Consider the following 22479-nt stretch of genomic DNA (forward strand, 5'->3'; position numbering starts at 1 on the left):
AGGAGAAATGCGATGGCAGACATCAAAGTCTTTGCCGAGAATCTTGAGGATTCAACCAAGGAGCAGATCGAGGAGATTTCCAGCTGCCCGGCGTTTGAAGGCGCCAAGATCCGCATCATGCCCGATGCCCATAAGGGCAAGGGCTGCGTGATTGGCTTTACGGCAAACTTGGGCGACAAGGTGATTCCCAACCTGGTGGGGGTCGACATCGGATGCGGGATGTACTGCGTGCCGCTTGCGGAAACCATCGCGCGCGACGACCTCATTCAGTTCAATCGCGATGTGAAGCGCGCGGTGCCCACGGGCTTTAGCCTTCATCGCGATCCTGCCTGCGTACTCGCGGACTTTGACATGGAGTCGCGCGATTGGCTTCAGGACAAGCGCAAGGTTGAGCGCTCCATGGGCACGCTGGGCGGCGGCAATCACTTCATTGAACTCGACGAGGACGAGGATGGGTGCCAATATCTGGTCGTGCACACCGGCTCGCGCAACATGGGCAAGCAGACGGCGGAGCATCATCAGGCGCTGGCGCAGAAGACGTGCACGGCAGATATCCCCGACGAGCTTAAGTATCTCGTGGGAGATCTTTCTGCCGAGTATCTCGTCGATATGCATAACTGCCAACGCTTCTCGAATCAGAACCGCAAGGCGATTGTCGCACAGATTATTGAGCGTACGGGAATTCGGCTCGACGGAGACGGCTTTACCACCATGCACAACTACATCTCGGAAGGCGGCATGATTCGCAAGGGCGCCATTAGCGCTCATGCGGGCGAGATGGTGCTGATTCCGTTCAACATGCGCGACGGTGCCGTTATCGCACGCGGCAAGGGAAACGAGGACTGGAACTGTTCGGCGCCGCACGGGACGGGTCGCGCGATGAGCCGCGCCAAAGCGTTCCAAACGCTCGACACCAGGTCGTTCGTTAACGAGATGCGCGATGCCGGCATCTACTGTCCGAGTGCATGCGAGACGACGCTCGATGAGTCGCCCGAAGCGTATAAGCCTGCGGATGATGCACTGAGACTCATGGACCCGACGGTTGATGTTATTCACCGACTCAAGCCGATTTGGAATTTTAAGGCCACTGGCAAGCGTGGTAGGCGTTAGGAGGGTTGCGATGACGCTAAAGTTGGACTCCAGGGACGACCGAATTGGACACTCTGTGAGCATGGGCGAGATAATGGGCCTGCCAGGCGTTATGCCGCCGACAGATGCGAGCCAGCGTGGTTGGATTCGTGAAGAACGGGGCGATGGCGGCTTTGACATAAGCCGTTTCCATGATCGACTGACTTCCGGGCTCGATCATGCCATGGAAACATCGGTGTTCGAGGTCCTACAGGTATTGAAGACTGGTATGCCTGTTGATGACATCCTGGGCGGCGGTATTGGACTAGGCAAGCTTAGCGTGATTGGCGGCGCGCATGAAGACGTTTCGAACGTACTGGCGCATGCGGTTTTATGCCTGAGCGAGCAGTGCGCTGTGCTTTACGTGCCGATGCGGGAGCGTGAAGAGGATGCGGTTGCCCGGCTTATTCGTGCCGAGATGGATGACAAGGTGTCAGAGGATCCTGAGGAACAACAGGTTGAGGCAATCCGCGCAACGATGCGCCTCAAGCAGCGCGACTTGGGCATCTTTGCCGAAGACAACATGACCATAGACCTTTTAACGAGTTGGCTGCTCGGCGACCAGGCGTGGAATAGGGCGGTGCTAAAGGACGTCGTAGTCGTAATCGACGGACTCGAAATGCTCGACGACAACCGCCCGATAAATGCGATCCTGCGCGACCTGCGCAACATGCTCAGCCCAACGGCGGCGATCTTAGCAGGCTGCTTTGCGGTGGAGGGCAGAGAGGACGACGCAACGTTCGCCGAGACTCATTGCAACGCAGATGCCCTCGCCCGCATGAGTGCCGATGGCATGGAGCCTTCCTGTGCGCGAGTCTTTGGCTGAGGCCATAGCCGATAGCGACAGCTCGACCCGTGGCGCGCTTGCACCACGGGTCGATTTTTTATTGAGAGGTGATTGGAGCGATCGAGATGACGGTTGCAGTCTTGCCGGCTGAGTCGGTATTCGCTCAGTTCTGTTTTGCTCTATCTATCATGTACGAGAACCTTTCGAGCATCGCTTGCTCATTACGCTCCGCGGGAGCCAGGGTATGCCGTTTCAGCCCAATGAGGAATTCATCGTAATGTTCATCTACGCCGTAGCGTTCATCTCCGGTAAATAGGCTTTTATTAGTTTTAAAAAATGCATATAGCTCACTATAGTGTTTAACACTGAATCTTGCTGCTTTTGCCTCGGCCTCGTCGACATTATTGAAATCCGGCGCAAATAAATAGCACTTAACTGTTCTGTCTTTGCATTCCTTTTCCGCCGCTTCTCGATATCGTGAAAGCTGCGTTTCCTTGCAATCGGGTTTAATGCCATTAATCGCCGAATGGATTTTGTTTTCGATCACAACGATGTGCCGATCATTTTCAATCCATAAATCCACGTGGTCTTTTGATTCGCGAATGATCGTGGGGTGCGGGCCGAAGTCGTTAATATCGAGAACCTCTTTGGTAAACGCTTCAAATCCTTTTTTGCTACAACTTAGGTAATGTGCCAGCAAATTGGAGAACACGAGCTCATCGTCTTCTTTTCTGATAATTTCAAGGAACGAGGGCTGCGTTTTATCGCAACTCGCCGACTTAACGGTTTTTATCCCGATTTGTTCCTCCCATTTTTCCTCATCCGCCATCAGTTCTTTTAACCGTGCATAAGCTTCTGGATGATTGACGCTGGAGATATATGTTCGTTGATGTCCCCACTGCTCCTTATCGTTGCATATTAGTTCAATTGGATGATGACGCTCGTCTTCGTTTTTTGCTTTGCCCATGGAAATAAAGATCTGATGCTTGGGACTGGGGACCTTAAACGATCCTGCATGGTAGCTGAGAGTTCTAAACGCTTCTTCTTTTTCTCCTTTGTAAACGTTTTCGGCAAATATCTTATCCACCGAAACGCCGTTATAGGAAACACTGCCGTATGGCATTGGAAGAGCTTCCTTCTTGTTCCTCGGGGGACAAATGTTTTCAAGGTCGCATGCTAGACCAACGACTTCACCCAGCGTGTTTCCATATGATCGGATTAGAAGCACTGCTTCAACATTGGGGTGGTCATTAACGATTCCGTCAGGAGCTATATATAGATATCTTTCACCATTATCTGTGTCAAAAAAATCAATGACTTCATGGCCAATGTTCTCACCATCGAAAAGATATCTACCACAAAAAACCTTGGCGATTAAAACTTCTTTTTGCTCGTTGTTGTTCATTATCGACCTCCAGTTAATACTCGATCCAATCATTTCGTTGTAAATGCGGGGGCTTACAGATTTTGAGAAGGGTTTCAACGTCGTTTCGCATAGCCAACAGTTTTTGAGCGATTGTTGTATAGGAATCGACGCAGGTGGCCTTCTTTTCGGTGCCCATTCTGCTCCCGTCTTTAGCGGCCTCTATAACAAAAATAGTAGAACGCGGACCTTGTGAATTTGTTGAGCAACAAAGATGTACGGACGATCTGGACGGGTGAACGGGAAAATATTCAAATACCGGCGTCTGGGTCTCTCTTCAAAAAGTCTGCGCCGCCACTGTATCTGGCTCTCGTCGTCGGATGGGTCCGTCGCACCTGTTATTTATTTCGTCTGAGTATCGGTGTGGAACCCCGTGTTCGTCAACGCGCGCGATGCCGATATATATCCAGCCAGCCAGGCTCGTTCTCCTTGTTGTCGGCGTACTCTTCAAGCAAGCCTTCTATCCTGTCCAGCTCGACCGCTTGCAAGGTCACGCATGCTTCCGGCAAGGGCCGCGCTACCTTCCTCGCCCTGAACACGGGCGACAGCATCAAGTTCGTATACGCCCATCCGGCAAAGCAGCTGCCGTAGGGGATAGAGCCACATCTGATCTGCCCATTGCCATCGGGATACAGACAGTCCAATTTCGAGTTTGCTACCAGGCAATAGCAAGGTCCCGGCGCCCATGGCCTGCAGTCAATCTCGAGAATGTCGCCCTTTTTGTACGGCGTGGGCAGGTCGACATATGCCCCCTTAAACCATGGCCCAAAAATTCCACCCACAATGCAGTCGAGCACCTCGCCACATTCGCCCTCTTCTTCCCTGCAGATGTACTGGATTTCGCCGGAGGCGTTTGCGTAGTAAGTGTAGTCTGGCTGTAGAAAGCCGTCGTATGGATATGAACAGCTCGGGTCGTTGGCAAGGTTGAACAGCTCGATCATCCAGTATGAGGACGATAAGTCTGTCATTTCGCTCCACTTGTCTGCGTATGCCTTCATTGCCGCAAGGGCGGCCTGCCAGGATGCCACGGGGAAGGGGCCATGCGTGATGGCGGATCCCACTTTGTTGTCGACAAAGCTAATTTCGCTAATAAGCAGCACCTTCCTGTTTCCGTCGACGGCGTTTAGCGTATTCATGCAGTCATCGATGTAGTCGATGCAAATCTGCCGATAGTGCCAGTAAGGGGTGTCGTCTGACGAGTTGCACCCGCCAGCAACCAGTCTGCCGAGTAGCTCTCGTTTGCGGGTAATTTCAACCGGTGCTCCACCGACAATCTGCATGTAATGGTCGCCGCTCAGGAGCTGCGGATTATGCAGCAAATGCTCTCGCAGCTCCGGAGAGTCGATCAAGTTGATTATTTCTTCGTGCACGATAGTCTCCGAGTTGTTGGTGCGACTTCTTGTGGATTCGGGCATGACGACCTCTATTCAAATAGCTGCGGATACTTTTTCTTGAGCGGCGCCTGATCCAGACGTAGCTCTTTCAGGTTGCGCTTTGCCTTGGACTCCATCCTTATGGTGTCGATAAACGCTACAAGTGAGTCGACATACAGGTCGCCGCGCAGATATGCCTGGGCTGCGACTAAAATCCGTTGTTCGTCTTCGAGTGGCTTGCGGTAGTACTCGAGATTTAGGTAGAGCGGCTCCGGTTCGCCGATGTAGAGGGGAAACGTCTCGTTGTAGGTAATCGAGCAGCCAGTGGAACGCATGTTGCTGATATCTCCTGCATGGCGATAGTGCTCGAGGCGCTGCTGCGCATGATCAAGCCATTCGTCAGAACGGTCTACCTGCCGAAGCTCTGCCTCAAGCTGTGTCCGGTCCCACGTGGACAGATCGAGCAACGTGAACGGCTCGCGGGCACTGCCTTGTGGCGTCCAGACGATATCGCCGGTGTGGAACGGCGTGGGGATATCGACCCAGATGAACTCGAACGCGATCTCCCAATCGTTCTCAATGGGGCCGGCTGAAGGGCAATAAACGGAAAGGGCCTCACCTTTGCCGTTCACTAGGAGCCAATCTTCCCGGCGATGTTCTTCGTCGGCATCGAGCGGGCACCGGGTGATGCGTACGCGTGCCTCTGGACGGCTCGCCAGTTCATCATCACCGCGCAACGCCTCGGCACATTTCCCATAACAGCTGAATGGCGCGCCGAAGGCCCCACAAAGTTGCCCGTCGGGCACAATCTCCTCTTCATACTGATAAACGTAGCCCGTCCCACTCGCAAACGCATCGACGCACCGCTTGTTGTAATCGATTGTCCAGCGCAAAAAAGCATGAAAATCGGGGATGGCCGGCCTTCCAAGACCGGCATGGGTTGCCTCCAGCGAACAATTGGGCATAGTGCGAGCGATCTCTTGCCAAGCTTCGCATTTCTGATCGAGCGTGGCGGTCTTCGAAAACCAAACCAGATAGGCGGCCTCAATGGTGTTGGGTTGAAAATTGATGCGGCGGAGATGCTCCCGAATGTCCCGGGAGTCCACAAAATCCAAGATGTCCATGGCTAGCTCCTCTTTGTTTCGAATCGCTCCGGCGGGGTTATCGCATCATCGAACAGCTCCGGATAGCGGATCTTGAGCCCGCCGTCTTCCCCTTCAAACCGCTCGGCTTTTTTCTTGACCAGCGCCTGCAGCTCGAAAAGACTTGATAGCGCAATAAGTGAGTCAAGACCCAGATTGCCATCGAGATATGCCCGCACGCCGTACAGAATTCTCGCCTCCGGCTTGAGCGGGGTACGGCAGTATTCCATATCGAGAAGAAAACAACTCGGCTCTCCGATATAGACGGGGTACTCCAGGGGATATTCAATCTGACAGCCGTAGGCGTACATGTCGCTCGTATCGCCATTTTGCCGATGGTGCCTGAGCAGGTCATCGGCCTTTTTTGCAGCGCATTCCCTGTAGGTGGAAGGCAGAAGCTCATCTATGACCCGCTGCGTGGTCCATGTCTGCATATTGAGAAGCAGCATGGGGTCGCCAGGGTCGCCGTGACGACAAATGATGTCGCCGGCGTGGAATGGCGTCGGGATGTCAAACCACATCAACTCAAAAGCGAAAGTGGGGTCTTCGCCCTCGCGTTCCATGTCGATGCAGCTCAGCTGGCAGTCCATAATTTCGCCTTTTGCGTTGAGCATGAGCCTGTCGGCGGCATAGTAGTCTTCGTCCGGATCGATCGGGCGGCGCGTTATTTCTATCGAGGTAGGATTTTCCTCCTCAAGCTCATTCCAGATTGCCTCGAAACATTTTTCGTAGCTGGTGTAGGGGCCATAATTGCACCCGCTCTCATGGGAACTTCCCGTCTTGTCCTCAAAGAAATACATGTGCTTGCCAGGCTGTTTGAACCGGGCGATTTTCTTGCGCTCCCATCTGATGACGTCGCGAAGAAAGACATGGAAGTTGGGGATATTGAACGTGCCGTATCGCCTGTTCATCGCACAATTGGGCATGTTTTCGAGAATCTTTTGCCAGGCCTCAATCTTCTGTTGCAGCGTCTTCTCGTTCGAATGGTCGACGATGAACGCTGCCTCGGGCGTGGTGGGCTCGTAGCCGATGCCTTCCAAATGCTCTCTGATATCGGGCGAGTCGAGAAACTCGAGAACGTCCGAACGTATGGCGTTGACGCCGGCGCCGGCCGATGTGCGATATGGCTGCAAGCAGTCGTGTACGACCGATCCATCCGACCAATGTTTGCCACAGCCGGGGTCATCGTGCAGCTTTTTCGAGAGTTCGAGCATAAAGGAGCAATCATCGGGCGAGTCGCCGATATAGCGTTCGGCGGTGTAGAGCGCAGAGGGTGTGAAGTCGTCGAGGAAGCCGTCCGTGAAATCCCTCAAGCGGAGATTGTCTTCCTCAACGCCGTAGATTTTGCTCGGATAGGTGCACCAAACCTGGCCTTTGAACGAACTATCGTAGTCGTCTTCGAGCACGATGGCGAAACGAGGGCCGTGGTCGAAGGGCCGACCGTCGATCTTGATGATGTCGCCGGGGACCCAGGGAGTGTAAAAGACCTCGCCATTGGCGCAGAAGTGCTTGCTATTGTTCCACGGCAAGTGATCGATGCTTTGGTGCGGAGTCCGCTGATTCCGGCGATCGCTCAAAAAGACCAAATCGCCAGCCATGGTCGCGGCGAATATCAGCGAGGCTTGAGCGCACGGGCGGTCGTGTAAGTCTTCGGCGGTATAGAGCTTAATCTGCCAGAATGATTCGGACCAATCTTCATCGGGGTCATCATCGACGTATTGCTTCATGAGGGTTTGAGCGGCATCCCATGAGGCAACGGGGAAGGGGCCGTCAAAGGTGTCGTGCCCGCGCTCCTCTTCACTGTAAAACATGCCGGAGACCAGCAAGATGCCGTGGTCGCGGTCAACGTTGTAAAGCATATCGAGTGCAGTGTCGAGTTGTTCGAGGCCGGAATCGATCGCCTCGGCGTAATCCGATGGGACCTCTTTGCGAAGCTGCTCGAGCATGGTCCGTTTTTCGTCGAGCGTCTTGAGGGAGCCGCCGATGGTTTTACAGAGGGAGCCATCTGCCATTCCCATGTGTTTGAACATATGAGCACGCAGCTCATCGTCCTTGATGCAACTGCAAACGAGCTCCCTGCCGGCATCGGTGATCACGGTATCTGCTTGGCTGTCCATAGCAACCTCCAATTCGGTCGTTGCCGTTAGCATCCATCAGAGGTTGTGCTTTGTGGTCCCATTAACGGGTCTGATATGAATCTCGCGTCAAACATACTTTTGGAAACGCACTGGTACATGAGTGTGCGCGTACTGAAAGGACAATCGGTAGTGGCGTTTCAAAAACTAAGCGTAACTGGTGCAACCTCCCTCTAAGAAGGGATCGGCCGTCGCATCGAACAGTTCTGGGTAGCGGTCCTTGAGCCAACCGTCTGCATCCTCGAAGCCACGCGCCTTTTTCTCCGCCAGCGCCTGTAGCTCGCATGCGCTGGCCATTGCGGCGAGCGAATCAACCGCCAGGTCGCCTTTGACATATGCCCTGACGCCGTAAAGGATTCGCTCCTCTGACTTGAGCGGCTTGCGGTAATAGTCGATGTCCAAAAGAAAGCCCTCAGGCTCCCCAATGTAGAAGGGGAAATGCAAGGCGGATGAGACTTGGCAGCCGTAGGCGTACATGTCGCTGGTGTCGCCGTCATATCGGTGCCAGCGCAATAGCTTGTCGGCCTTTTGAACGAGGCGCTCTTTGTAGACGGAGGAGGCCAGCTCTTTGTCGACTCGTTCGGATCCCCAAGTTTGCAGGTCAAACAGCACCATCGGCTTGTCGGGGCGTTGGAGGTTGCAGACGATGTCTCCGGCATGGAAAGGCGTCGGGATATCAAACCACATGTCCTCGAAATCGCTGGCGGTGCCCGCCTCGTCCCACTCGCTTTTGTTGCGGTAATCGCAAGACATTACTTCGCCGTTCGCATTGAGTAAGACCATGTCGTCGGCATAGTGGTCTTCTTCTGGGTCGATGGGACGACGAGTGATCCTGATGGCTTTGGGATCGTCACCGTCGAGCTCTTTCCAGATGGCATCGAAGCACTTTTGATAACTGCTGTACGGGCCGTAAAGACAGCCGCCCTGCCCGCGCCAGTCCCACGAGTAGTCCTCAAAGAAGTACAGGCTTTGACCGTCCGTCCTTTTAAGGTGCGCGAGTTTTCGTTTCTCCTGCTTGATGACATTGCGCAGAAAGGCATGGAAGTCCGGGACGTTGACCGTGTCATTTCTGCGGCTCATAGTGCAATTGGGCATATTGTCGATGATCTTTTGCCAGCCTTCGAGCTTTTGCTGCAGCGTTGCTTTATGCGAGCAATTGACAATGAAAGCCGCTACGGGCGTGGTGAGCTCGTAGTTGATTCGTTGAAGATGCTCCTTAATACTTTGTGAGTCTAAAAACTCGAAGATGTCCGGACGAATATCCAGCTCGCTTTGGTTGGCGGGCTTGCGATACGGCTGAAGGCAGTCATGTCCGACCGAGCCTTCGGACCATTGCTTGCCGTAGTCGGGGTTGTCGTGCAGCATCTGCGAAAGCTCGAGCATAAAAGCGCAGTCGTCCGGCAGCTCACCGGTGTAGCACTCGGCGGTGTAGAGGGCGGAGGGGATGAAGGGGTCCAGGAGACTGTCGCTGTAGGTGCCGGATGAAAGTGAACCCTCCTTAACGCCGTGATCTTTACTAGGCCCTGCGCACCAGATCTGTCCCCGGAGCGTGTGCTCGTAGTCGTTTTCGAGCACAATGGCAAAGCGAGGCCCGTGATCAAAGGGGCGACCGTCGATTTTGAGGATGTCGCCTGGGACCCACGGCGTATAGATGGGTTCGTTGCTGTTGCAGAACCGTCTGCTATCGTTTCGCCAGGCGCTTTCGACATACGATTTGCGAGTGCGGTTATTGCGCTGATCGCGGAGAAATATAAGCTCGCCATCCTTGGTTGCCGCAAACGCCAGGGAGGACTGCGCCGTTTGATGTTCGTGAAGGTCTTCTGGGGTGTATAGGTCGATCTTCCAGTACGATTCGGACCAGTCGTCTTCAGGATACTCTTCGATGTAGCGCTTCATGAGTGCCTGCGCGGCCTCCCACGATGCGGTGGGGAAGGGACCGTCGAGGGCGTCGGCGTCGCGCTCCTCCTCGTTGTAGACCATGACGTGCAACAGGAGGATTCCGCGGTCGCGCTCGATGTTGTGGAGCATATCGAGTGCGCTGTTGAGCTGGGCGAGATGCGAATCGATATCTTCGACCAGTTCCGGCGAAACCTCCTTGCGGAGTTGCTCGAGCATGGTGCGTTTTTCATCAAGCGTCTTAAGAGAGCCGGCGATGATTGGCGCTGGCCAGTATAGGTATTTACGCATGTGGTCCCGCAGCTCTTGGCTCTTGATGCAGCTGAGGACGAGGTCCTTGCCGGCATCGGTGATGCCATCGCATGCCTGATTGTTCATGTCGGCCTCCTTATCGATCATTACCGGCATGATGAAACGGGCGTGGCGATTGTTGGTCCCATTAACGGGACCAAGCAGCGGCTCGATGTGGCAAAGGGACTGCCCCTTCGTCGCATCCAAATATTGCCTTTACGTGTTGATGCACACGGCGTGCAATAATACTCGCACTGTGCAATAGCGCACAGGCAGAGTAACAAGGAGGACGCTTGTCCCAGCTCGAGAAATGCGATCGCCGGTCCCTTCGCTCGCAGCGTGCCCTTCGCCAGGCACTTGCCAGCGAGCTTGCCGAAAGCGGCGACCTTTCGCGCATTAACGTCGCGTCGCTCACCGAGCGCGCCGGCCTTACGCGCCGTACGTTCTATTCGCACTACCGCGATATCCCCGACTTTATCAATCAAATCGAGGACGGCTTGCTGGCCGAGATCCGTGAGCGTATTGAGCTCATCACCGCAGCTCGGCTGCCCGATCTTTATCACAACATCGATGAGCTCGAGCCGGCGCCCGGTTCGGTTGAGCTACTGCGTTATCTTGCGGCCAACCGCGACTTGATCGGTGCGCTGCTGGGTCCGGGCGGCGACCAGGCCTTCATTAAAAGGATTATCGACACCGCGCGTGAGGCTGTGGTGCCGCGTGCACAGACGGGCATTTTGGGCCTGGCGCTGGGCACGTTCTTTGACTACTACGTCACCTACGTCGTGAGTGCCGAGGTCGGCATGATTCAGCGCTGGTTTGAGCGTGGGCTCACCGAATCGCCCGAGGCCATGGCGCGCATGATGACGGTGCTCGCTTTTGTGCGTCCTGGTGACCTGTATGGCCAACCCATCGATATCAACGTGCCGGAGTACGGCATGAAGCTATTGAACTTGCAGCTCGAGGACGCGGCCGACACCGCCGTAACCGTCGAGTCCAACAACTAAGAGGAGAGACAATGAGCAAACTCGTCGAGGGCATCAAGGACCGTATGGTCGCCGCCGCACGCGAGGCTGCGCCCACCGTGGTGGACGCCGCGCAGAAGGCCGCGACCGCGGCTGCCGAGAAAGTTGCCGAGGCAGTTGCCGATGCCAAGAATGCGGCAGGGGAGACGTCCGTCGCTAGCGAGCCCGCAGCCGCCGCCGAGCCCGCAGCCGCTGCCCACGCCCCCGAAGGCGCGATCTTCAACCCCGAGGCCGCCCACGGCAACCTGCACCTGGGCATCGACGTTGGCTCCACCACCGTCAAGCTCGCCGTGCTCAACGATGACAACCAGATCGTCTACGCCAAGTACCAGCGCCACCACACCGACGTCCGCGCTTGCGCCCGCGACTTGTTCGAGGGCGCCGCGACTGTGCTGCCGACGGCCCAGATGACCTGCGCCATTACCGGCTCGGGCGGCCTGCTGCTGTCCCAGTGGCTCGACCTGGAGTTTGTCCAAGAGGTCATCGCCAGCAAGCGCGCCGTCGAGACCCTCATACCTGCCACCGATGTCGCCATCGAGCTGGGCGGCGAGGACGCCAAGATCATCTACTTCGATAACGGCATCGAGCAGCGCATGAACGGCACCTGTGCCGGCGGTACGGGTGCGTTCATCGACCAGATGGCAACCCTGCTGCACACCGACGCCAGCGGCCTCAACGAGCTCGCGGCCAACGCCACCACCATCTATCCCATCGCCAGCCGCTGCGGCGTTTTTGCCAAGACCGACGTCCAGCCGCTGCTCAACGAGGGCGCCCGCCCCGAGGACGTGGCCGCCTCCATCTTCCAAGCCGTCGTGACCCAGACCATCTCGGGCCTGGCGTGCGGCCGTCCCATCCGCGGTAACGTCGCCTTCCTGGGCGGCCCGCTGCAGTATCTCTCCGAGCTGCGCCATCGCTTCTACCTCACGCTCAACCTGGACGAGGAGCACCGCATCGTGCCCCAAAATGCTCACCTGTTTGTGGCGAGCGGTGCCGCCATGGCGCACGAGTCCAATAAGCTCAGCACGTTCCCGCAGCTCATCGAGGCTATCGACGCCCTGGGTGACACGCAGGGCGCCGAGGTCGAGCGTCTGGATCCGCTCTTTGCCACCGACGAGGACTTTGCCGAGTTTAAGACCCGCCACGACACCGAGGTCGTCCCCAAGGGCAAGCTCGAAGGCTACACCGGTCGCGTGTTCATCGGTATCGACGCCGGTTCCACCACCATGAAGGCCGCGCTTGTGGGCGAGGACGGCCAGTTGCTGCATACCTGGTACGGCAACAACAACGGTGACATCCTGGGTACGGCCAAGGTCATCATGGCCGATTTCTACAACCATATCCCCGCCGGCTGCACCATCGGCCACGTGACCACCACGGGTTACGGCGAGGCGCTGCTCATCGAGGCCCTCAAGGCCGACTCCGGCGAGATCGAGACCGTCGCGCACCTGCGCGGCGCCAAGGCGTTCCTGCCCGGCGTCGAGTTTATCCTGGACATTGGCGGCCAGGACATGAAGTGCCTGCGCGTCAAGGACGGCGTTATCGAGCACATCATGCTCAACGAGGCCTGCTCGTCGGGCTGCGGTAGCTTTATCGAGAGCTTCGCCGTCTCTATGAACATGGACGTGCGCGCGTTCGCCGACGCAGCCATCCATACCAAGGCTCCGGTGGACCTGGGCAGTCGCTGCACGGTCTTTATGAATTCGCGTGTTAAGCAGGCGCAAAAGGAAGGTGCCACGGTGGGCGACATCGCGGCCGGTCTGTCCTATTCCGTCATTAAGAATGCCCTGTTCAAGGTCATTAAGCTGCGCGATCCCAAGGAGATCGGAAGCCAGGTGATCGTCCAGGGCGGCACCTTTATGTCCGATGCCACGCTGCGCGCGTTTGAGCAGCTCACCGGCGTTCACGCCGTGCGTCCCGACATCGCCGGCTGCATGGGCGCCTATGGTGCGGCCTTGCTCGCCCGTGATCGCGCTGGCGCCGACGGCACCTCGACCATCCTTTCGGCCGAGGACATCGCGCACCTCACTGTGACGCAAAAGCACGTCCGCTGCGGCCGTTGCTCCAACAACTGCCAGCTCACCGTCAACGACTTTGGCGGCGGCAGGCGCTTCATTACCGGCAACCGCTGCGAGAAGGGCGCCGGCCACAAAAAGCAAAAAACCGAGGCCCCTAACCTCTTCAAAAAGAAAAACGAGTTGCTCTTTAATCGCGAGGTGCTGAGCCCCGACGAGGCCCCGCGCGGCACCGTGGGTATCCCGCGCGCACTCAACATGTACGAGAACTACCCCTTCTGGCACGCGTTCTTTACGCGCTTGGGCTTTAGCGTGCAGCTGTCCGACCAGTCGAGCAAGAAGACCTACCAGGCAGGCATCGAGTCCATGCCGTCCGAGAGCGTGTGCTATCCGGCCAAGATGAGCCACGGCCACGTGATGAACCTTATCGACCGCGATGTCGACTTTATCTGGATGCCGTGCGTGCGCTGGGAGCGCAAGGAGGATCCGACGGCTGGCAATTGCTATAACTGCCCCATCGTCATGAGCTACCCCACGGCGCTGGCACTCAATATCGACGAGATTCGTGAGCAGAATATCGAGTTCCTGTACCCGTTTGTGCCCTATCACGACAAGACCGAGCTCAAGCGCCGCTTGTACCAGGTGCTTGCCGTCGACCGCGTGGCCGATGCTGAGGCCGGTCGCGGTCGCGTGCGCGGTCCCAAGATCACGCGCTCCGAGGTCGATGCCGCCGTCAACGCTGCCTTTGAGGCCGATGCGCGTTTCCACGAGGACATCCAGACCATGGGCGAGGAGACCCTTAAGTGGGTCGAGGACCACGGCGGTCACGGCATCGTGCTCGCCGGCCGCCCCTACCACAACGACCCCGAGATCAACCACGCCCTGCCCGAGCTTATCTCGAGCTTTGGCTTTGCGGTCTTTACCGAGGATTCGCTTGCGCACCTGGTGAAGCCCGAGCGCCCCATCCGCGTCGTCGACCAGTGGATGTACCACAGCCGCCTGTACGCTGTCGCCCGTTTTGTTACGATGCGCAACGACCTGGACCTGATCCAGCTCAACTCTTTCGGCTGCGGCCTGGACGCTCTGACTACCGATCAGGTGCAGGAGATTCTGGAGGCCAGCGGCAAGATCTACACCGTGCTCAAGATCGACGAGGTGTCCAACCTGGGCGCCGCGCGCATCCGCATCCGCTCGCTCATGGCCGCGCTTAAGGACCAGGAGGCTGAGCGCTTGGCCGAGGCCGCGGCCGCGGGCGAGACCTACGAGCAGGGCGATGCCGCGCCGGTGGCTCCCTCCACGGATGCTCCCGCATTCGCGAGCCGCAAGTACACGTTCGAGGCTCAGCGCGAGAGCGCATCGACCGCGTGGCCCAAGGTGCCCTTTACCGAGCAGATGCGCGAGGAGGGCTACACCATCCTGTGCCCGCAGATGTCACCGATCCACTTTGACCTGGTCAAAGAGGTGTTCCGCGGTGCCGGCTACAACTTGGAGCTGCTGCCCTCGACCGATCACGACGCCGTCGAGGCCGGCCTGCGCTATGTGAACAATGACATTTGCTATCCGTCCATTTTGGTGACCGGCCAGATTATGGAGGCCATCGAGAGCGGCCGGTACGACCTGTCCAAGACGGCCGTGGTTATCAGCCAGACCGGCGGCGGCTGCCGTGCCACCAACTACATCGCACTCATCCGCAAGGCCCTGCGCGAGAGCGGCCACCCCGAGATTCCGGTGATCTCGCTTTCGGCGGTGGCGCTCGGTGAGGACAACCCCGGCTTTAAGATTACACCGGCGCTGCTTAAGCAGGCAGTCTACGCGGTGCTCTTTGGCGACGTGATGATGCAGATGCTTTATCGCTGTCGTCCATACGAGGCTACGCCCGGTGCCGCCAACGCACTCTACGAGGAGTACATGGCGCGCGCCCGCAAGCTGGCGCCCAAGTTTAACCGCCACAACTACACCAAGCTGTGCCGCGAGGCCATCTGCGCGTTCGACACCATGCCGCTCGTGGGTGAGGGCACCAAGCCGCGCGTGGGCGTGGTCGGCGAGATCTTGGTCAAGTTCCACCCCACAGCCAACAACCACGTGGTCGACGTTATCGAGCGCGAGGGCTGCGAGGCCGTGGTGCCGGGCCTGCTGGACTTCTTCCTGTACTCCATGAGCAACGCCGAGCTGCAGAAGGATGAGCTCGGAAGCTCTGCAACCACGCGCGCTGGTATGCAGGCGCTCATCAAGCTCGTGGACTGGATGCGTACGCCGGTGGAAGAGCTGCTCCAAAAGTCCCGCCGCTTTGAGGCGCCCGAGCGCATCGGCACCATGGCGGACAAGGCCCGTACGGTGCTTTCGGTTTGCAACAACATGGGCGAAGGCTGGCTGCTCACGGCCGAGATGCTCGACCTGATTGACCATGGCGCGCCCAACATCATCTGCACGCAGCCCTTTGCGTGCCTGCCTAACCACGTGGTGGGCAAGGCCGTGATCAAGGAGCTGCGCCGTCGGCACCCCGAGAGCAACATTGTCGCGGTGGACTACGACCCCGGCGCGTCCGAGGTCAACCAGCTCAACCGCATTAAGCTCATGATCAGCGTGGCCAAGGAAAACATGCGCGCCGGTAAGGGCTTTAAGCTCGAGAAGGTGGCGCCGCTCGCGATGGACGAGGTCACTGGCCAGATGCGTGACCATGATGGCTGCGTGAGCTGTGGCTCGGCCAGCGAGGAGGCCGTTGCATCGGTCGCCAAGCGTCTGGGACGCGGCATTAAGAGGTAGTTGGCCTGCTATGTGCTAGATATGAGACAAACGGGTGGTAGCCGTATCGGCTACCACCCGTTTTGCTGGACATATGCTGCGTAAACGCCCCAACTATCACCTCTTCCGAATGCGACGTCTCAGTGGCACCAAAAATCGCTCTTGGAACCCTAAGATAATGAACATATGTAGCCGTTCGCCGCAAATTACCGTCCGTTTATGGAACCCACCCCCAGCGCGCGTCATCCTTACGGTTGAATAAATACACATCCATGGAATTACGTAAGAGAGGACTGTTCCTATGAGCTACAAGACCGTTTGCGTTGCCGGTGGCGGCGTGTTGGGAAGCCAGATTGCCTTTCAGGCTGCCTACTGCGGCTTCGATGTGACGATCTGGCTGCGCAGCGAGGGCAGCATCGGCCGCACTCAGCCCAAGATCGATCATGTGCGCGAGGAGTACATCGCGGCTATCGAGGGCATGGCGGACGGCACGGGCGAGTGGTGTGCCGGTATCGCCGATAGCGACCAGCCCTTCGACAAGGAGGCGGCGCTCGCCGCCGTCGAGCGTGCCTACTCCACACTCAAGCTAGAGCTCGATCTTGCCAAGGCAGTGGCCGACGCCGATCTGGTTATCGAGTCGATGGCCGAGGACACCCAGGCAAAGATCGACTTCTACAAGAAGCTCGCCCCGGTTCTCCCGCAAAAAACCGTTGTCGTGACGAACTCCTCCACGCTGCTGCCGAGCACCTTTGCCAAGTACACCGGCCGCCCCGAGAAGTACCTGTCGCTGCACTTTGCCAACTCCATCTGGAAGAACAACATGACCGAGGTCATGGCTCAGGACCAGACCGACAAACGCTATTTCGATGAGCTCGTCGACTTTGCTAGCGACATCCGTATGCTTGCCCTGCCCGTCAACAAGGAAAAGAACGGCTATCTGCTCAATTCCATGCTGGTGCCGTGGCTGCTTTCGGGCCTTGATCTGTACGTCTCGGGCGTCAGCGACCCCAAGAGCATCGACCTCGCATGGACGCGCGGCACTGGCGCGCCCAAGGGCCCGTTCCGCGTGTTCGACACCGTGGGCATCCAGACGGCCTACAACATCGTCATGCAGTATCAGAAGGTGCCGGGCTTGGTGAGCCCGCTGCTCAAAAAGATGATGATGCCCTACAACTTTAAGGCCATGGCATCCGTCCTCAAGCAGATGCTCGACGAAGGCAAGCTGGGCGAAAGCTCGGGCGAGGGCTTCTTCAAGTACTAAAAAGATTCCTCGGCAACATTGAGAAACGTGTCATTTGCAGTGTCAGTGCGCCGCAGCGCCGCTCGGCAACGGGACAATCCGCTTTATGCGCCAACGCGAACTTGTCGACTTTGCCGTGGACTGGATCGAGCACCATCGCGGCCGCTCCGATTGATCACTTGGGAGCGGAAGGGTTGCGGATTCCCTTCGCGCCCCGCGTTTCCGTATCGCTACAAGCTTTAACTTGCATTAAGGGGCGTTTGTTAAACTGCGAGTCATAATTAGACAGGGCTGGGAAAACGCCGTGGTATATGAGGGAACAACAATGGTATTCAAAGACGGTAACGATATGGAATTGAGTGACAAGGACAGCAGACTGTTTTCGCGTCGAGCGGCTCTTGCGGGTGCGGCGGGCGCGCTGGCGCTTGCCGGGACAGGGCTCATGGGCTGCTCGGTCGGCGGGGCCGGCACGGGCGCCGCATCTACTGCGAGCAACGAGCTCACTGACGAGCAAAAGAAACTCCACAAGCAGATTGTCGCGACCTACGACGTCGAGAAGCAGGCGGCCATCAAGGAGCGGCTCGATGCCGAGTACGCTGACGGCGGCTACAACGAGACCACTCCGTTTATCGCGCAGGATCCCTTTGGCACCGATACCCTGAGCTGCTACGTTCGCTTTGCGACAACGGATTCCGTAACCGTCTCCTACAAGGTCGCCGGTCGCAAAAAGACTGGTGACGCGCCCAAGGTCGCCGCGTTTTCCCATACGCCCCACGGCGGCGACGCGCCGGCCACGGAACACGAGTTCAAGGTCATCGGCCTCATTCCCAACCACAAAAACACGGTAACCATCACTTGCACGGCACAAGACGGTATCAGCCGCACCTCGACGTTCACGGTCAAGACGCCGGCTCTCAAAGGCGAGGAAGAAGAGCAGCTCGCCGTCACGTCGGGGGAGTCCAATACGCCGCTTGCCGATGGTCTCTTTACCATCTTGGGCAACGACTCGTCCAAGCTCGACTTTATGTACCTCTACGACAACGACGGCCAGATTCGCGGCGAGGTGCCGATTGTCGGCTACCGCAGCCACCGCCTGCTGTTCCCGGGCGATGGCAGCATGATCATGAGCGTCTCGACTACCAAGATGGTCCAGATCAACGCCATCGGCCAGGTGGTAAACGTCTGGAGCACGGGCGACTACGAGCTACACCACGACTATGCTTTCGATGACGATGGCAACCTGTTGGTGCTGGCGAGTCACGCCGGCTCCGAAGCCGATTTGGACGTCGATCGCGCGGCTGCCAAAAAAGATAAGGACGATCGCGTTAATGTAGAGGACCTCATCATTAAGGTCGACATAACAACAGGTGACATCTCTCTCGTCGTGGACCTGGGCGATATGTTCCCCGACCTCAAGGCAAGCGCCAAGGTTGCCTCGGACGGCGACCTGGATTGGATTCACATCAACACGATCCAGTGGCTCGGCGGCGGCACCGTTTTGCTCAGCTCGCGCGAGACCTCAACGGTCATCAAGCTCACGGATATCTACGGTACGCCTACGGTCGATTGGCTTATGGGCTCGCCAGAGTTTTGGGCCGGCTCGGGCTTTGAGGACAAGTTGCTGCAGGCTCAAGGCGATTTTTCGCTCAACGCAGGCCAGCATAGTGTGACCTATCTGCCAAACGACGAGACGACCGCGACTGGTCGCTACCAGGTGCTGCTATACGACAACAACTTTGGTGCTGCCGAGAGCTATCCCAAGTTCGACTGGGGCCAGCTGGGCGCTGCGGTCGTGACCGACTACAGCAAGGGAACGCATTCGTTTGGGCGCATTTTTACGGTGGACGAGACCGCGCGCACCTACGAGCTTGTGGACCAGATCGCAGTGCCGTTCTCAGGTTACGTAAGTAGTGCGCAGCGCGTCGGCGATTCGAATAGCATGCTCTTGGCATCGGGCATAGCCAAGACCTTTGCCGAGTACGATCGCTATGGACTGCCCATTGCCACGTACGAGATGGAAGCCGAGAAGTACATCTACCGCGTGTACAAGTACGAGCTGTAGCGCTGCGCTTGGCTGTGCCTGTGCCCCGCGGCTGCGCGCGCTCGTACCGGGCCTACCTCACGTTCCGCATCACTTCACGTCAAACTCCACGCGATCGAGTTCGGGTACGTTGAGGTCGATGAGCTTGCGGGCAACACGACGGTCGTGCGCCCCGAGCGTCTCGCTTGTCGTTACGCGAGCGACAGTCTGGCGCTCGACAACGCCCTCCTTGTCGCCTTCGGCGGCCGAGGTCTCGACGGCGACGGTGTAATCCTTAAAGCCCGGCAGCACCGCCGCAAGTTCGCGCGTGGTTTCAGTGACGCCGTAGCCGTCTTGCACGCCGGCCTGCGCCGAGCCAATAGACCCCGCCGTCATAATAATGCAGGGGATGGCAAAGATCACCGTGCCCACGATGATGCGGCGGCGCACCTTGCGCGATAGCTCGTTGACCTCGGCGTTTTCTTCAGCAGTCACAATACCGTCGCCGTTCAGGTCGCGCTTGAGCGGCACGCGCAAAAGAAGCAGCACGGCTTCGGCGGCCAGTGCGATAAAGACCACGTTGATGCCAAACTCATAAAGCGCCGAGAGAAAAAGTGACCCGCTTGCAATGGCGATGCCATAGCCCGCTGCGCACAGGGGCGGCATGAGCGCGGTCGCCACGGCCACGCCGGCGATAAGCGTGGCAGGTTCCTGGTCACGCGAGTTGCCCAGCCCGCCCGCAAAGCCGCCCGCGAGCGCGACGGCAAGGTCCCACACAGTGGGCGTCGAGTTGTCGATGATGGCGGCCGTGGTGGTGCCAAGGGGCGAGAGCTTAAAATACAGCGTGGACGTGATCAGACAAAAGGCCATCTGTAGCGCGAGGCCGGCGACGGCCTCGACGGCAATCTCGCGGTCAAGCGTGGCGATGCCATATGCCATGGCAAGGACCGATCCCATGAGTGGGCAGATGAGCATGGCGCCCACGATGGCAATATCCGAGTCGATATCGAGGCCGATGCTCGCGATGAGCATGGCGATGATGAGGATGCATAAGTGCGAGCCGGTCAGCCGCGCCCCGTTTACAAAGCGCTTGCGAATCACGTGATAGGGCGCGCGACCCTCGCGAATGTTGAATGCGCGCTTTAGGAAGCGGCCGGTGTTCTCCAGGGCCTCACTATGGGCAGGTCGAATGCCGTGGCGCCGGTGATGGCGTTTGCGTAGTCGCTTGATCTGTTGTTTGTCGAGTTCCATGTCCACCTCGTATTGCCGCAGGAACGCGGGTGCGCTCGCAGCATGTACTCTACACCGTGGCGGGCGGGGCGGTCATCTTGACGTGAAACTTAGACGAGCAGGTAAGGGGGACGTCAAATGCGGTTGCGGCCGAGTGTTTCGACAGATACAGAGCGCGGGGCCGGATGGTCTCCGGCCCCGCGCTCTGTACGGGTACGTTGTTGTTGGGTTTAGCCCAGCAGACTCAGGCCGACGGAGACAAACGCCAGGATAACGCCAACGACAGACTCGCCTCCCAGCAGGCCGCTGGCGACGACCAGGCCCTGCTCCTGGAAGGCAGCATCCTTGGAAGCCTTCTCTTTGCCCGAAAGACCGGCGGCGTCGCGGTGCGCGGCCCACTTGTCGTAGGCGAGCTTGACGCAGGAGCCCAAGAAGGCCGTGAGCGACATGTAGAACGGCAGGTACACGCCCAGACCGATCATCATGGCCGGAATGCCGAGCAAATACATGACGATGCCGGCGATAAAGCCTCCCGCAAACCACGGCACGCTCGGGATGCCCGAGACCATGGTGGCGACTACGCTTGCCTGCGCGGCCACAAAGCTCTTGTCGGGACCAAAGGCGTCCGGACCATAGGCGGTGACGAGCGCGACCATGACGGCGGCAGCGACCAGTGCGCCCACGATGCCGCCGATGGCCTGGCCGATCCACTGTGCGCGCGGGTTGGTGCCCAGCACGGCGCCGGCCTTAAAGTCGTTCATGACGTCGCCCGCAAGGCCGCACGCCACGGCCACGATGCCGGCGATAAAGAACAGCTTGACCTGCGCAAGCTGCGCGAAGGCCGCTACGATGAGCATGACGATGAGGCCAAAGATCTCCATGGGGTCGATACCCGTCTGGCCGCAGCTCTGCGCACTCATGATGGTGGTGACAAAGGTGAACAGCGTGACGATGACGGCTGGGACGGGGCCAAGGTCGAGCGCGATGGCGATGATCACGGCGATGGCGGCGGTGCCCAGGCCGATGATGCCGGCGTCGAGCTTAAGCGAGCCCGAGATGAGCGACTGCTCGTCGGTGTCGGTGGAGCTGTCGGCGGCAAGACCGCGGACGATACCGGCGACCTGCGGCAGGATGTCTTTGAGGACGACGGCGACGCCAAAGCCCATCATAAGGCCCATACCTAAGGACTTGACGATACTCTGCGCGGTCACAATATCGAACAGGCCGGCAGCGGTGCCGCCGACGATAATGCCAAAGTTGCCCAGCAGCGCGCCGGCAAACCAGAAGGCGACGGGGGCAAAGCCCACCAAAAAGCCGATGGACAGCAACATGGGCGAGTTGTAGATGGCAAAGGTCACGCCGGGGATATTGAGCGTGCACAGCATGCTGGGCACCACGCCCAGGGCGTCGCGCAGCACGCTATAGATGCCTGCGATGGCCATGGAGCCAAAGAGCTGCTTGCCGGTCTTGCCGCCGGCCTCGGTAGCACGCAGGGTCTGGGCTGCGGCGTTGCCGGTGGGAAACTCCAGCGCGGCGTCCACGATAAAGTGACGGTGGATGAGCGCCGTTGCTAGAAGGCCCAAGATGGTGCCGGCGAGCGCCACGATAAACATGTCGAGCCAGCTGATCTGGTCGGCATAGCCCAGCATCCAGGCGCCCGGGATGGTAAACGCCAGGCCGCCGGCGACCATGGCACCCGCGGACATGATGGTGTGGGTAACGTTGGCCTCGTTGAGGCTGGCATTGCCCATGAGCTTAAGGAAGAACAGCGAGATGACGGCAGCGAAAATGATCGGCCAGGGGAGGGCGCCCATCTTGAGGGCCGTGTAGGCCGAGCTTGCCGTGATAATCACGCAGCCAAGGACGCCGATGACGACGCCGCGCAGCGTGAGTTGACCGCGCATAGAAGTGCGGTTCGAGGGATTGCCCATATAGAACTCCTTTGCGTATATCCGCTTCCCCCGCAAGCGCCGCTACGGATACGGCGCGGGAAGTCGGGTTACCAAGGGCCGCCGCGTGAGCTCGCGCACGACCGCGC

Annotated in this window: 13 protein-coding genes; 6 read left to right on the forward strand and 7 right to left on the reverse strand. The window is 58.3% G+C overall.

Annotated features, from left to right (window positions below):
- Positions 1-12 precede the first annotated feature (12 nt).
- A complete protein-coding gene (locus ACTQ1S_RS03085) occupies positions 13-1110 on the forward strand; it encodes an RtcB family protein (protein WP_441547040.1) in 1098 nt (365 codons plus the stop codon).
- Between the two features lie 61 nt (positions 1111-1171).
- Positions 1172-1954 (forward strand): hypothetical protein, encoded by a 783-nt coding sequence (locus ACTQ1S_RS03090; RefSeq protein ID WP_441547041.1) that lies wholly within the window; start codon positions 1172-1174, stop codon positions 1952-1954.
- Between the two features lie 124 nt (positions 1955-2078).
- On the opposite strand, the gene ACTQ1S_RS03095 is transcribed toward ACTQ1S_RS03090, so the two are convergent.
- The 5 genes from ACTQ1S_RS03095 to ACTQ1S_RS03115 form a co-directional block, all read right to left on the reverse strand.
- Positions 2079-3320: a PD-(D/E)XK nuclease family protein gene (locus ACTQ1S_RS03095; protein WP_441547042.1), complete on the reverse strand. Its 1242-nt coding sequence runs from the start codon at positions 3318-3320 to the stop codon at positions 2079-2081.
- Positions 3321-3718: 398 nt separating this feature from the next.
- Positions 3719-4753, reverse strand: coding sequence for a hypothetical protein (locus ACTQ1S_RS03100; protein ID WP_441547043.1), 1035 nt, complete (start codon positions 4751-4753; stop codon positions 3719-3721).
- An 8-nt stretch (positions 4754-4761) separates the two neighbouring features.
- Positions 4762-5835 carry a hypothetical protein gene (locus ACTQ1S_RS03105; protein WP_441547044.1) on the reverse strand — a complete coding sequence of 358 codons (1074 nt, stop codon included), beginning with the start codon at positions 5833-5835 and terminating at the stop codon, positions 4762-4764.
- Positions 5836-5837: 2 nt separating this feature from the next.
- Complete coding sequence (locus ACTQ1S_RS03110; RefSeq protein ID WP_441547045.1) at positions 5838-7970, reverse strand: hypothetical protein; 2133 nt, start codon at positions 7968-7970, stop codon at positions 5838-5840.
- Between the two features lie 165 nt (positions 7971-8135).
- Positions 8136-10382, reverse strand: coding sequence for a hypothetical protein (locus ACTQ1S_RS03115; RefSeq protein ID WP_441547046.1), 2247 nt, complete (start codon positions 10380-10382; stop codon positions 8136-8138).
- 86 nt (positions 10383-10468) lie between these two features.
- Between ACTQ1S_RS03115 and ACTQ1S_RS03120 the strand changes: the two genes are divergently transcribed.
- From ACTQ1S_RS03120 to ACTQ1S_RS03135, 4 genes are all read left to right on the forward strand, one after another.
- Positions 10469-11179, forward strand: a complete 711-nt coding sequence (locus ACTQ1S_RS03120) for a TetR/AcrR family transcriptional regulator (protein WP_154514843.1) — start codon at positions 10469-10471, stop codon at positions 11177-11179.
- A gap of 11 nt (positions 11180-11190) precedes the next feature.
- On the forward strand, positions 11191-15972 hold the full coding sequence (locus ACTQ1S_RS03125) for an acyl-CoA dehydratase activase-related protein (RefSeq protein WP_441547047.1): 4782 nt from the start codon (positions 11191-11193) through the stop codon (positions 15970-15972).
- A gap of 280 nt (positions 15973-16252) precedes the next feature.
- Positions 16253-17212, forward strand: a complete 960-nt coding sequence (locus ACTQ1S_RS03130) for a 3-hydroxyacyl-CoA dehydrogenase (RefSeq protein WP_154514839.1) — start codon at positions 16253-16255, stop codon at positions 17210-17212.
- 304 nt (positions 17213-17516) lie between these two features.
- The gene (locus tag ACTQ1S_RS03135; protein WP_441547048.1) at positions 17517-19253 is read left to right on the forward strand and encodes an aryl-sulfate sulfotransferase; all 1737 of its coding nucleotides are present in this window, start codon (positions 17517-17519) and stop codon (positions 19251-19253) included.
- A 69-nt stretch (positions 19254-19322) separates the two neighbouring features.
- Here the strand turns inward: ACTQ1S_RS03135 and ACTQ1S_RS03140 are convergent, their stop codons facing one another.
- On the reverse strand, positions 19323-20462 hold the full coding sequence (locus tag ACTQ1S_RS03140; protein ID WP_441547049.1) for a DUF389 domain-containing protein: 1140 nt from the start codon (positions 20460-20462) through the stop codon (positions 19323-19325).
- A gap of 209 nt (positions 20463-20671) precedes the next feature.
- Positions 20672-22372, reverse strand: a complete 1701-nt coding sequence (locus tag ACTQ1S_RS03145) for an OPT/YSL family transporter (RefSeq protein WP_441547050.1) — start codon at positions 22370-22372, stop codon at positions 20672-20674.
- Positions 22373-22479: the final 107 nt, after the last annotated feature.

The organism is Collinsella sp. LCP21S3_D3 (assembly GCF_052118305.1).
Taxonomy (GTDB): Bacteria; Actinomycetota; Coriobacteriia; order Coriobacteriales; family Coriobacteriaceae; genus Collinsella.

What these genes read in the sequence shown, in the direction of transcription:
- ACTQ1S_RS03090 (WP_441547041.1), top strand. Translation starts at nt 1,172, where the DNA reads ATGGGCGAGATAATGGGCCTGCCAGGCGTTATGCCGCCGACAGATGCG.
- ACTQ1S_RS03135 (WP_441547048.1), top strand. Translation starts at nt 17,517, where the DNA reads ATGGTATTCAAAGACGGTAACGATATGGAATTGAGTGACAAGGACAGC.
- ACTQ1S_RS03095 (WP_441547042.1), bottom strand. Translation starts at nt 3,320, where the DNA reads ATGAACAACAACGAGCAAAAAGAAGTTTTAATCGCCAAGGTTTTTTGT.
- ACTQ1S_RS03145 (WP_441547050.1), bottom strand. Translation starts at nt 22,372, where the DNA reads ATGGGCAATCCCTCGAACCGCACTTCTATGCGCGGTCAACTCACGCTG.
- ACTQ1S_RS03085 (WP_441547040.1), top strand. Translation starts at nt 13, where the DNA reads ATGGCAGACATCAAAGTCTTTGCCGAGAATCTTGAGGATTCAACCAAG.
- ACTQ1S_RS03140 (WP_441547049.1), bottom strand. Translation starts at nt 20,462, where the DNA reads ATGGAACTCGACAAACAACAGATCAAGCGACTACGCAAACGCCATCAC.
- ACTQ1S_RS03125 (WP_441547047.1), top strand. Translation starts at nt 11,191, where the DNA reads ATGAGCAAACTCGTCGAGGGCATCAAGGACCGTATGGTCGCCGCCGCA.
- ACTQ1S_RS03130 (WP_154514839.1), top strand. Translation starts at nt 16,253, where the DNA reads ATGAGCTACAAGACCGTTTGCGTTGCCGGTGGCGGCGTGTTGGGAAGC.
- ACTQ1S_RS03100 (WP_441547043.1), bottom strand. Translation starts at nt 4,753, where the DNA reads ATGCCCGAATCCACAAGAAGTCGCACCAACAACTCGGAGACTATCGTG.
- ACTQ1S_RS03105 (WP_441547044.1), bottom strand. Translation starts at nt 5,835, where the DNA reads ATGGACATCTTGGATTTTGTGGACTCCCGGGACATTCGGGAGCATCTC.
- ACTQ1S_RS03110 (WP_441547045.1), bottom strand. Translation starts at nt 7,970, where the DNA reads ATGGACAGCCAAGCAGATACCGTGATCACCGATGCCGGCAGGGAGCTC.